This window comes from Pseudomonas sp. GW821-FHT12A04 (assembly GCF_058807755.1).
The window spans coordinates 536453-549205 of sequence record NZ_JBXAQZ010000002.1 but is presented as its reverse complement, the minus strand read 5'-3'; the positions used below and the strand labels follow the sequence as shown (position 1 = coordinate 549205).

8 protein-coding genes are annotated in these 12753 nt (G+C 61.8%); 7 read left to right on the top strand and 1 reads right to left on the bottom strand.

Going from position 1 to position 12753, the window contains the following annotated elements:
• Positions 1–242 precede the first annotated feature (242 nt).
• A complete protein-coding gene (locus AC1RS8_RS05325) occupies positions 243–2183 on the bottom strand; it encodes a BCCT family transporter (protein ID WP_224795436.1) in 1941 nt (646 codons plus the stop codon).
• 381 nt (positions 2184–2564) lie between these two features.
• Here AC1RS8_RS05325 and betI point away from each other — a divergent pair, with 381 nt between their 5' ends.
• From betI to dbpA, 7 genes are all read left to right on the top strand, one after another.
• Positions 2565–3158, top strand: a complete 594-nt coding sequence (gene betI / locus AC1RS8_RS05320; protein ID WP_007985937.1) for a transcriptional regulator BetI — start codon at positions 2565–2567, stop codon at positions 3156–3158.
• Between the two features lie 62 nt (positions 3159–3220).
• Positions 3221–4693: a betaine-aldehyde dehydrogenase gene (gene betB / locus AC1RS8_RS05315; RefSeq protein ID WP_057712979.1), complete on the top strand. Its 1473-nt coding sequence runs from the start codon at positions 3221–3223 to the stop codon at positions 4691–4693.
• A gap of 204 nt (positions 4694–4897) precedes the next feature.
• Positions 4898–6598: a choline dehydrogenase gene (gene betA / locus AC1RS8_RS05310; RefSeq protein WP_218494726.1), complete on the top strand. Its 1701-nt coding sequence runs from the start codon at positions 4898–4900 to the stop codon at positions 6596–6598.
• 284 nt (positions 6599–6882) lie between these two features.
• Positions 6883–8325 carry a TldD/PmbA family protein gene (locus AC1RS8_RS05305; RefSeq protein WP_489339371.1) on the top strand — a complete coding sequence of 481 codons (1443 nt, stop codon included), beginning with the start codon at positions 6883–6885 and terminating at the stop codon, positions 8323–8325.
• Positions 8325–9662, top strand: a complete 1338-nt coding sequence (locus AC1RS8_RS05300) for a TldD/PmbA family protein (RefSeq protein ID WP_429522171.1) — start codon at positions 8325–8327, stop codon at positions 9660–9662. The genes AC1RS8_RS05305 and AC1RS8_RS05300 overlap by 1 nt, the downstream gene beginning before the upstream one ends.
• A gap of 169 nt (positions 9663–9831) precedes the next feature.
• Entirely contained in the window at positions 9832–11259 is a 1428-nt protein-coding gene (gene mdtD / locus AC1RS8_RS05295) for a multidrug transporter subunit MdtD (RefSeq protein ID WP_057712975.1), read from the top strand.
• A 105-nt stretch (positions 11260–11364) separates the two neighbouring features.
• Entirely contained in the window at positions 11365–12702 is a 1338-nt protein-coding gene (gene dbpA, locus AC1RS8_RS05290) for an ATP-dependent RNA helicase DbpA (protein WP_235863953.1), read from the top strand.
• The last annotated feature ends 51 nt before the right edge of the window (positions 12703–12753 follow it).

Here is a 12753-nt window from a genome sequence, read left to right as displayed (position 1 = left end):
CGCCGCGAGAGTATCGCGGCGTTTTTGTTTGTGGGGATATCGGGTGACGCAGCTTTGTGGCCGATGGCCCCATCGCGGGCAAGCCCGTTCTCACATGGACGCAGAACAACCTGTGGGAGCGAGCTTGCTCGCGATGAGGGCTTAACATTCAACATGAGTGTTGACTGTCCCTCCGCTATCGCGAGCAAGCTCGCTCCCACAGGGGGTTGCGGAGCATTCACTGCACCGCAGTTCCTCACACCTTAGCTATAAACCCGGCCAAGGAGCTGCCGATGGCTTTCAAACTGATCGAGCACGTCACGGGTGATCTGATCCTGGGTGAAGCCCATCAAGTCGTAGTCCTGGCTACCGTTGTGCAGATACACCTCGGCACGATAGTAACGCTGACGCGCCTCATCGGACTGAGCCGATTCGGTTGGCGTGGCCAGGTAGCCATCCAGGCTGACTTCGTAGACAAACGGGTTGCCCTCTTCCATCTCGACCCGTACGCCCATGCAACGCTTGGACTTGCCCAGCAGCGTCTGAACCTCCAGACCTTGGGCACGCATTTGCGCCGTCGCATCTTCCAGCGCCGGAGTCACGTGCTTGTCCATGAAGCGCTGGACCACCGACTGGCTCGGTTGCAGGTCCAACTGGGTCAAACGCTCAGTGAAACCACGGCGACCACGTGCCGCCAGTTCCGCTTGCTCCTGTTCGATCTGCACGTCCTGGCGCATGGCCTTGTGCAAGCCGAACATGAAGAACACCAGCACCACCGAGAACGGCAGACCGGCCAGCACCACCATGGTTTGCATGGCTTCGAAGTTGCCGGCGAACAGCAGGCCGATGGTCACCAGGGTGATCACCGCCGACCAGAAGATCCGCAGCCAGTGCGGCGCGTCTTCGTCGACATTGCCGCCCTTGCACGAAAGGTTGGCCATCATCACCGCACCGGAGTCCGCCGGGGTCAGGAACAGCACGAAACCGACAAAGATCGACACGCCGATCACAACTTTCGACGCCGGGTAATGCTCAAGCAACTGGTAGATCGCCATGGACGGCTGTTCCAGCGCCGTCTTCCCGAGCTCCACCGCCCCATGGTTCATCACCAGGTCCAGGGCAGAGTTACCGAAGATCGACAGCCACGCCAAGGTGAAGCCCAGCGGAATCAGCAGCACGCCGGCCACCAGTTCGCGCACGGTGCGACCACGGGAAATACGCGCGATGAACATGCCCACGAATGGCGCCCAGGAAATCCACCAGGCCCAGTAGAACAGGGTCCACAGGCCCAGCCAGCGGTCGGACTTCTCACTGTCGCCTTCGTACACATACAGATCGAAAGTCTTCAGTACCACACCGTTCAGGTAGTCACCGACGTTCTGTACGAAGCCGTTGAGCAGGTGCAAGGTCGGGCCGAACAACAGGACGAAAATCAGCAGGCCGCTGAACAGCACGATGTTGAGGTTGGACAGACGGCGGATGCCGTTTTCCACGCCCGACACGGCAGCGATGGTCGCCACGGTGCTCATCACGATGATCACGATCAGCAGGTTGGTGTTGCTGTGCTCCATGCCGAACAGGTTTTCCAGCCCCGACGACACTTGCAGCGAACCGATCCCCAGGTTCGTCACCAGCCCCAGCAGGGTCACGAACATGCCGAAGCCGTCCACCGCGTGCCCGGCCGCGCCCTTGACCCAACGCTCTCCCACCAGCGGATACAACGCCGAACGCAACGCCAGCGGCTGGTTGTGCCGGTAGGCAAAGTACGCCACGGCCAGGCCGACCAGCGCGTAGATCGCCCAGCCATGCAAGCCCCAGTGCAGGAAGGTCAACTGCACCGCCTGACGGGCCGCCAGGTTGCTGCCAGCCACGCCTTCCGGCGGGTTGAAGTAGTGGTCCAGCGGCTCGGACGCGCCGAAGTACAGCAGCGAAATACCGATACCAGAGGAGAACAGCATCCCCGCCCAGGCACCGTAGCTGAAGTCCGGGGTGTCGTCCTTGCTGCCCAGTTTCAATTTGCCGTAGGACGAAAACGCCAGACCAACGACAAAAATCAGGTAGGCGGCGATCACCACCATGTAGTACCAGCCGAAGCTGCGGGACAACCAGGCTTGCGCCGTACCCAGCATTCTGCCGGCCTCTTGCGGGGCGATGATCAGAATGGCGGTCAACAACAGAATCAACGCGGTAGAGGTGTAGAACACCCAACCGTTGACCGTCACCTTCTCGGGTGGGGTCTTTATTAGCGAGGCAGAACTCATGGCACAGATGCTCCGGGCAGTGCGAGAGAAGAACGCAAGACAAACGAGTTACCCGACCAATCGGTTAGTGGGCAGCCGACCGGCGGGTGATATAAAGACAGCCCGAAAAAAGCCCGAAGCCCTTGAGACGCCGTGGCGTATAGGCTTCGAGCTATTTCGGATGTCGGTTTGCCGCCATTTACATGTAGGAAAAATCTGTAAGCAGCGACGATTTGTCGCAGATCTTATTCTTTGTTGATTGAACGTTCAATCAAAACAAAATAGACTGGCCCTCAAGCCGATGGACGTTCTGCGTCTGCGGGAAGGCCTAAGGAGATGTGCAAGATGCCCAAGGTCGGTATGCAACCCATCCGCCGCCAGCAATTGATCGAAGCCACTTTGCAGGCCGTCGATCAGGTCGGAATGGGGGACGCCAGCATTGCGCTGATCGCCCGTTTGGCCGGTGTCTCGAATGGCATCATCAGTCACTACTTTCAGGACAAGAATGGCCTGATCGCCGCCACCATGGGGTACCTGATGACCGTCCTGAGCGAGAACGTCACCCTGCGCCGACAGGCGCTGACAGATGACAGCCCGAGGGCTCATCTGCAGGTGATCATCGAAGGCAACTTCGACGCCAGCCAGGTCAATGGCCCGGCAATGAAAACCTGGCTGGCCTTCTGGGCCACCAGCATGCACCAGCCGTCTTTGCACAGGTTGCAGCGGATCAACGATCACCGTCTGTATTCCAACCTGTGCTGCCAGTTTCGCCGCGTGCTGCCGCTCAATGATGCGCGCAGTGCCGCCCGAGGCCTGGCAGCGTTGATCGACGGCCTGTGGTTGCGCGGCGCGTTGTCGGGAGATGCTTTCGACACCGAGCAGGCGCAACAGATTGCTTACGAATACATGGATACCCAACTGGCCAAGCGGGTGAGTTAGAGCACACATAAACGCTCAACCACCGAACCGCGCCAGCCACTTAATGCTCTTGCGAGGACTTTATGGCCCGTTTCGAACTGCAAAAACTCTACATCGATGGCGCGTACAGCGACGCCAGCAGCGACGCCACTTTCGAAGCCATCAACCCGGCTAACGGTGAAGTCCTCGCAAAAGTGCAACGTGCTACCAAGGAAGACGTCGAACGCGCCGTCGTCAGCGCCGAAAAGGGCCAGAAGATCTGGGCCGCCATGACCGCCATGGAGCGTTCGCGCATCCTGCGTCGCGCCGTGGAAATCCTGCGCGAGCGCAACGACGAACTGGCCGCCCTGGAAACCCTGGACACCGGCAAGGCCTACTCCGAAACCCGCTACGTCGACATCGTCACCGGCGCTGACGTGCTGGAGTACTACGCAGGCCTGGTACCGGCCATCGAAGGCGAGCAGATTCCGCTGCGCACCACTTCGTTCGTCTACACCCGTCGCGAGCCGCTGGGCGTCGTGGCCGGTATCGGCGCGTGGAACTACCCGATCCAGATCGCCCTGTGGAAATCCGCACCAGCCCTGGCGGCCGGTAACGCGATGATCTTCAAGCCAAGCGAAGTCACCTCGCTGACCACCCTGAAACTGGCCGAGATCTACACCGAAGCCGGCGTGCCAAACGGCGTGTTCAACGTCCTGACCGGCAGTGGCCGTGAAGTCGGCACCTGGCTGACCGAACACCCGCGCATCGAGAAAGTCTCGTTCACCGGCGGCACCGATACCGGCAAGAAAGTCATGGCCAGCGCTTCGAGCTCTTCGCTCAAGGACGTGACCATGGAACTGGGTGGCAAGTCGCCGCTGATCATCTGCGACGACGCCGACCTTGATCGCGCCGCCGACACCGCAATGATGGCCAACTTCTACAGCTCCGGTCAGGTTTGCACCAACGGCACTCGCGTGTTCGTACCGGCTCATCTGAAGGCCGCTTTCGAAGCCAAGATCGCTGAGCGCGTTGCGCGCATCCGCATCGGCAACCCGGAAGACGAAAACACCAACTTCGGTCCGCTGGTCAGCTTTGCGCACATGGAAAGCGTGCTGGGCTACATCGCCAAGGGCAAGGAAGAAGGTGCCCGCCTGCTGTGCGGCGGTGAGCGCCTGACCGACGGTGAATTCGCCAAGGGTGCGTTCGTGGCGCCGACCGTGTTCACCGACTGCACCGACGACATGACCATCGTCCGTGAAGAAATCTTTGGCCCGGTGATGGCGATCCTCTCCTACGAAACCGAAGAAGAAGTGATCCGCCGCGCCAACGACACCGACTTCGGCCTGGCCGCCGGTATCGTCACCAAGGACCTGAACCGCGCCCACCGTGTGATTCATCAGCTGGAAGCCGGTATCTGCTGGATCAACGCCTGGGGCGAATCCGACGCGAAGATGCCGGTCGGTGGCTACAAGCAGTCGGGTGTCGGCCGTGAGAACGGCATCAGTTCGCTGAACAACTTCACCCGCATCAAATCGGTACAGGTCGAGCTGGGCGATTACGTCTCGGTGTTCTAAGTACTGCGAGGTCTCTGTGGCGGGGGGGCTTGCCCCCGTTGGGCTGCGAAGCAGCCCCCTCTCCAGACACCGCAAGTCTTCAGATAGAAAGCAGTCGCTGATTTTACGACTGCTGCGCAGCCGAACGGGGGCAAGCCCCCTCGCCACAGGTTGTGCAGTGTCCCAGCGACCGCGACCTGACCAACTTCAAAGAGGGTGCATTCAATGTCCCAAGAATTCGACTACATCATCATCGGTGCCGGCTCTGCCGGTAACACCCTGGCGACCCGTCTGACCGAAGACGCAGGCGTCACCGTCCTGCTGCTCGAAGCAGGCGGCCCGGACTACCGTTCCGATTTCCGCACACAGATGCCGGCCGCCCTGGCGTTCCCGCTGCAAGGCCGTCGCTACAACTGGGCTTACGAAACCGATCCAGAGCCACACATGGACGGTCGTCGCATGGAGTGCGGTCGCGGCAAGGGCCTGGGCGGTTCCTCGCTGATCAACGGCATGTGCTACATCCGCGGCAACGCCATGGACTACGACGGCTGGGCAAAATTGCCAGGCCTTGAGGACTGGTCGTACCTGGACTGCCTGCCGTATTTCCGTAAAGCGGAAACCCGCGACATCGGCCCTAACGACTACCACGGTGGCGACGGCCCGGTCAGCGTGACCACGCCGAAAGCCGGCAACAACCCGCTGTTCCACGCCATGGTTGAAGCCGGCGTGCAGGCCGGTTACCCGCGCACAGAAGACTTGAACGGCTACCAGCAGGAAGGCTTCGGCCCGATGGACCGCACCGTGACGCCGAAAGGTCGTCGTGCCTCCACCGCCCGTGGCTACCTGGACGTCGCCAAGAAGCGTTCGACCCTGACCATCGTCACCCACGCCCTGACCGACAAGATCCTGTTCGAAGGCAAGCGTGCGGTCGGCGTGCGTTACCTGGTCGGCGCTGCCGAGGAGCGCGTTGAAGTCAAGGCGCGCAAGGAAGTACTGCTGTGCTCCGGCGCCATCGCTTCGCCGCAGATCCTGCAGCGCTCCGGCGTGGGCCCTGCCGAACTGCTGAACAAACTCGACATTCCGGTGGTCCACGATCTGCCGGGCGTCGGTGAAAACCTGCAGGATCACCTTGAGCTGTACCTGCAATACGCTTGCACCCAACCGGTCTCGCTGTACCCGTCGCTGCTCTGGTACAACCAGCCGGCCATCGGTGCCGAGTGGCTGTTCAACGGCACCGGCATCGGCGCCAGCAACCAGTTCGAAGCCGGCGGTTTCATCCGTACCCGTCCGGAGTTCGAATGGCCGAACATCCAGTACCACTTCCTGCCGGTAGCGATTAACTACAACGGCAGCAACGGTGTGAAAGAGCACGGCTTCCAGGCGCACATGGGCTCCATGCGTTCGCCAAGCCGCGGGCGCATCCAGGCCAAGTCCAAGGATCCGCGCCAGCACCCGAGCATCCTGTTCAACTACATGGCCACCGAGCAGGACTGGCAAGAGTTCCGCGACGGCATCCGCCTGACCCGGGAAATCATGCAGCAACCTGCACTGGACGCCTTCCGCGGTCGCGAGATCAGCCCGGGCATCGAGGTGCAAACCGACGAGCAACTGGACAAGTTCATCCGCGAACACGCCGAAACCGCGTTCCACCCGTCCTGCTCGTGCAAGATGGGCACCGACGAAATGGCCGTGGTCGATGGCGAAGGTCGCGTGCATGGCATGCAAGGCCTGCGTGTGGTCGATGCGTCGATCATGCCGATCATCACCACCGGCAACCTCAATGCACCGACGATCATGATGGCCGAGAAAATCGCCGACAAGATCCGTGGTCGCAAGCCATTGCCGCGCAGCACCGCCACTTACTATGTGGCGGGTGAAGCGCCGGTGAAGGGCAAGCCGGTGCGGGAAGTGAGCCAGACTGCATAAGTCGCTACACCGCGTCACGGCCAATCGCGAGCAAGCTCGCTCCCACAGGTTTCGGGTTGGATTGCAGATTTGTGATCCAGCCCGGACTACTGTGGGAGCGAGCTTGCTCGCGATGGGGCCCTGACAACCAACACACATCTTCCGGCCGAACCCGATAATCCCTCTCTACACCGTTTCACCCTTGATCCTCCCCCCTCGCAGGCCTAATCTAGCGCCACGCAATCGTTTCACCTCTCCCCTCGCAGCACCGCTCCATCGCCACTCCATACCCAGGAGGTTCACGAATGTTCGATTTCTACCCCCAGCTCAAGCAGCGCTTCGCTGCCTTGCGCACGGGTGCTGAATTCTTTTCCCTGCGTTATGTGCGCGAATCCGGGCAGTACCTGTCGGTGCGCAAGAACGTCGCCGAACCACCGAGCCTGAGCCGTGACGAAGGGGCGATGCTGACCGTGCGGGTCAATGGCGTCGAGGCCTATGCGGCCACTAACGACCTGTCGCAACAGGGCTTGCAAGCCGCTCTCGAACGCGCCGAATTCCAGGCCCGTCGACTCAAGCCCCACGCCTTGCTGGACCTGCGCGAGCAGGCTGTTTCCAGCGACCGCGCCGATTACTTTTCTCCCAACCTCGACCAGGCCTTCCCGTCCCTGAGCGACTGCTACGCGTTACTCGGCGCCGAATCCGCCGCCGTGCCCAAGGACGAGCGCCTGGTGAACTGGCAGGTCAGCCTGGGTATCACCCACGTCGAGCAGATCTACCTCAACAGCGCCGGCGCCGAACTGCGCCAGGCCCAACGCTTTGTGTACCCCGGCCTGGACGTCACGGCCTACGACGGCAACGACAGCCAGACCCGCAGCCTTGGCCGCGAGAACTTCGGCCAGCAAGGCGCGGCGGACGTCATCAACCGCTGCGGCCTGATCGGTGCCGGTGCCCAGGTGGCCGATCAGGCCCTGCAATTGCTCCTGGCGCCAAACACCCCGCAAGGCAAGCGCGACCTGCTGCTGATGCCCGACCAGATGATGCTGCAAATCCACGAATCCATCGGCCATCCGCTGGAACTGGACCGCATTCTCGGCGACGAGCGCAATTACGCCGGTACCAGTTTCGTCAAAGCCAGCGATTTCGGCCACCTGCAATACGGTTCCGGCCTGCTCAACGTGACCTTCGATCCCGACATCCCCGAGGAGCTCGCCAGTTACGGTCATGACGACGACGGTACACCCGCCAGCAAACAGTTCCTGATCCGCGAAGGCCTGTTGCTGCGCCCGCTGGGCGGTGCGTTGTCGCAATTCCGTGCCGGCATGGACGGCGTCGCCAACAGCCGCGCCTGCGGCTGGAACCGCCCACCCATCGACCGCATGGCCAACCTCAATATCGAGCCCGGTGATCAGTCCATCGAACAACTGATCGCTGGCATCGAACACGGCGTGCTGATGTCGACCAACCGCTCATGGTCGATCGACGATGCACGCAACAAATTCCAGTTCGGCTGCGAATGGGGCCAACTGATCGAAAACGGCGAACTCAAGGGCGTGGTGAAGAATCCCAACTATAGGGGCATCTCCGCGCAGTTCTGGAAAAGCCTCAGCGCCGTCGGCGATGCCGGTACCCTCAAGGTCCTCGGCACACCGAACTGCGGCAAGGGCGAACCGAACCAGGTGATCCGCGTCGGCCACGCGTCACCGGCCTGTGTGTTCAGCAACGTTGATGTATTCGGAGGAGACGCCTGATGAATCCTTCAAACAGCCAGTCCGCGTCGTTCAAGGCGCTGGTCAACAGCCTGCGTGCAGCCCTGCAAGAGCCCGAGCAGTTCACCCTCAGCTACGCCGCCGAGTCGTCGGCCTTCGTGCGTTTCAACCACGCCAAGGTGCGTCAGGCCGGTCAGGTGCAGCAGGCGAGTATCGGCCTGAAGCTGATCAACGAAGGCCGCCATGCCGACCTGAACATCACCCTGGCCGGCGATCCCCAGGTTGATCTGCGACGTTTGACCGAAGGCCTGCAACAGCTGCGGGAAACCTTGCCGCTGCTGCCTCCGGATCCTTACTTACTGCTCAACCACAATGGCTGGCAGAGCAACAACGTGCAGTCGCATCCACTGCCGGACACCGAACAGGTGGTCGCGCAAATCACCCAGGCTGCCGAAGGCCTGGATCTTGTCGGTTTCTACGCTGCCGGACCGATCAGTCGCGGCTTTGCCAGTTCTTCGGGTGCCTTCGGCTGGCATCAGGCCAACAGCTTCAATTTCGACTTCAGCCTGTTCCATGAGAATGGCCAGGCCGTGAAAGCCAGCTACGCCGGGCACGACTGGAACAGCGAAGGCTTTGCCAGACGCTTCCAGCAAGCCCGCGAGCAGCTTGAGTTTCTGGGCCGGCCGCTGCGCACTTTGGCGCCCGGCCAATATCGCGCCTACCTGGCACCGGCGGCGCTGGAAGAAATCATGGGCATGCTGTGCTGGGGGGGATTCTCTGCACAGTCGATTGCCAGCAAAAGCAGCCCGCTGCAAAAGCTCTACGGTGGCGACAGCACGTTCAGCCCGCTGGTCTCGCTGGATGAAAAAGTCAGCGGCTCGCTGAGCCCGGCGTTTTCCGATGAAGGTTATCCACGCAGCGACCTGGGGTTGATCGTCGACGGCAAGGCCGGGGCACAACTGGTCAGCTCGCGCAGCGCCGCGGAATACGGCTTGACCGCCAATGGCGCCAGCGGCGGTGAATCACCGAGTGCGCTGAACATGAAGGCCGGGGCATTGCCTGACGCGGACATCCTCAAGCAACTGGGCACCGGGTTGTACATCAGCAACCTGTGGTACCTGAACTTCTCGGATCAACCGGCCGCCCGCCTGACCGGCATGACCCGGTTTGCCACGTTCTGGGTCGAAAACGGCGTGATTCAGGCACCGGTCAGCACCATGCGTTTTGATGACAGCGCCTTCAGCCTGCTCGGTTCGCAGTTGGAAGCGTTGACCCAGGAGCGGGAATTGTTGCTGTCGGCGAGTACGTACAGCCAGCGGGCGACGGCGTCGGCGTTGTTGCCGGGGGCGCTCGTAAACCGGCTCACATTAACGCTGTAACCACAAACTCCCGGAACACCGGGAACCTTGTGGGAGCGAGCTTGCTCGCGATGAGGCCATTTCATTCAACATCATTGTCGACTGATCTACCGCTATCGCGAGCAAGCTCGCTCCCACAATGACTGTGATCACAAATCATTTAGCATTGACTTCATCCACAAGAGGTCCCATGCCCAACCGCCCGCCTCTCGACGCTGTGACTGCCCGCTGGATACCCTGGGTCGTCGCCATTGCCTTCTTCATGCAGTCCCTCGACGGGACGATTCTCAACACCGCCCTGCCCGCCATGGCCCGGGACCTGGCCGAAGATCCGCTGCGCATGCAAGGTGTGATCATCGCCTACATGCTCACGGTCGCCTTGCTGATTCCCGCGTCCGGCTGGATCGCCGATCGCTTCGGCACCCGGAAAATCTTCTTCAGTGCGATTTTGCTGTTCAGCCTCGGCTCGCTGCTCTGCGCATTGTCGACCAGCCTGACCCAGTTGATCGGCTCCCGGGTGATCCAGGGCTTGGGCGGCGCGTTGATGCTGCCGGTCGGGCGGCTGGTGGTGTTGCGCGCCTACCCGCGCTCGGAGCTGGTGCGGATCATGGGCTTCATCACCATTCCCGGGCTGCTCGGCCCGTTGATCGGCCCGACCATGGGCGGCTGGATGGTGCAATACCTGACGTGGCACTGGATCTTCCTGATCAACCTGCCGGTGGGGCTGGTCGGTTGCTACGCCGTGTGGAAGTTCATCCCGGACCTGCGCGGCACCGAGCGCACCCGTTTCGATAGCCTGGGCTTCGTGCTGTTCGGCGCGGCGATGATTCTGATCACCATCGCCATGGAAGGCCTGGGCGAACTGCACCTGCCGCACCTGCGGGTGATGTTGCTGCTGTTCGGCGGCATGGCGTGCCTGGCGGCGTACTGGCTACGTGCCGGGCATATCGAAAACCCGCTGTTCGCGCCGTCGTTGTTCAAGACCCGGACCTTTGCCGTGGGCATTCTCGGCAACCTGTTCGCCCGCCTCGGCAGCGGCGCCCTGCCCTTTCTGGTGCCGTTGCTGCTGCAAGTGGCGCTGGGCTACTCGCCGTCCCAGGCCGGGATGAGCATGTTGCCGCTGGCGGCGGCGGCGATGATCGCCAAGTGGGTGGCGCGGCCGCTGATCGAACATCTGGGTTACCGCATCGTGCTCACCGGCAACACCCTGGCGCTGGGGATCATGCTGGCGAGCATGGGCCTGGTCAGCGAGCAGACGCCATACTGGCTGCTGCTGTGCCAGCTGGCGATCCTTGGCGCGATCAACTCCCTGCAGTTCACCGCGATGAACACCGTGACCCTGATCGACCTCGACGATGCCAGCGCCAGCAGCGGCAACAGCCTGCTGTCGGTGGTCGCGCAATTGTCACTGAGTCTGGGGGTAGCCTGCGCCGGTGCATTGCTCGGCGGGTTCACGGCCGAGATCGGAAATGACGGCGTGGACACGGTTTTGGGCGCCTTTCAACTGACGTTTGTGACGGTTGGAATCATGGCAATGCTGGCCGCGACGATCTTTTCCCAGCTGTCACGGAATGACGGACGGCGAGTCAAACGTCCGGAAGAACACATAGAGCCTTAGGGCGAATGGCCACCGGACTGGTACACTGCGCGACATTTTGTTTTGCAGGCCAGTCCCGTGACCACCATCGCCACCGAATTTAATACTTTGCCGCTGTCCGCCGCCATGCTGGCTAACCTCGACTCCCTCGGTTATGCCCAGATGACGCCGATCCAGGCGCAAAGCTTGCCGGTGATCCTCAAGGGGATGGACCTGATCGCCCAGGCCAAGACCGGCAGCGGCAAGACCGCCGCGTTCGGCATCGGCCTGCTGAACCCGATCAATCCGCGTTACTTCGGTTGCCAGGCGCTGATCCTGTGCCCGACCCGCGAGCTGGCCGACCAGGTCGCCAAGGAAATCCGCCGCCTGGCCCGTGCCGAAGACAACATCAAGGTCCTGACCCTGTGCGGCGGCGTGTCCCTCGGCCCGCAGATCGCTTCGCTGGAACACGGCGCGCACATCATCGTCGGCACGCCGGGGCGCATCCAGCAGCACCTGCGCAAGGGCTCGCTGGTGCTCCACGGCCTGAACACCCTGATCCTCGACGAAGCCGACCGCATGCTCGACATGGGTTTCTACGATTCCATCGAAGAAATCATCATGCAGGCTCCGGAGCGTCGCCAGACCTTGCTGTTCTCCGCTACCTACCCGGTAGGCATCAAGCAGTTGGCCTCGAAGTTCATGCGCAACCCGCAGCAGGTCAAGGCCGAAGCGTTCCACGACGACACGCAGATCGAGCAGCGCTTCTACGAGATTTCTCCGGATGACCGCATGAGTGCGGTGACCAAGGTGCTTGGCCACTTCCGTCCGGCCTCCTGCGTGGCTTTCTGCTTCACCAAGCAGCAAGTTCAGGAAACCGTCGATCACCTGACCGCCAAGGGCATCTCCGCCGTCGGCCTGCACGGCGATCTGGAACAACGTGACCGCGACCAGGTGCTGGCGATGTTCGCCAACCGCAGCACTTCGGTGCTGGTGGCAACCGACGTCGCTGCGCGCGGCCTCGATATCGATTCCCTGGACATGGTGATCAACGTCGAGCTGGCCCGTGATTCGGAAATCCACATTCACCGCGTCGGCCGTACTGGCCGCGCCGGTGAGAAAGGCCTCGCGATCAGCCTGGTGGCGCCGTCCGAAGCACAGCGCGCCCAGGCTATCGAGCAATTGCAGAAGACACCATTGACCTGGGATCAGGTGGACAACCTCACCTCCAAGGGTGGTGGTCCGCTGTTGCCGCAGATGAGCACCCTGTGCATCGCTGGCGGCCGTAAGGACAAGGTTCGTCCGGGCGACATTCTTGGCGCACTGACCGGTGACGCCGGCATCCCCGGTGCCCAGGTCGGCAAGATCGCGATTTTCGACTTCCAGGCCTATGTGGCCGTGGAGCGCGGCGTCGCCAAGCAGGCCTTGCAGCGTTTGAACGACGGCAAGATCAAGGGTCGTTCGTTGCGCGTGCGCATCCTGTAACAACACGCACTTCCCCCTGTAGGAGCGAGCTTGCTCGCGAAAAACCTGAGC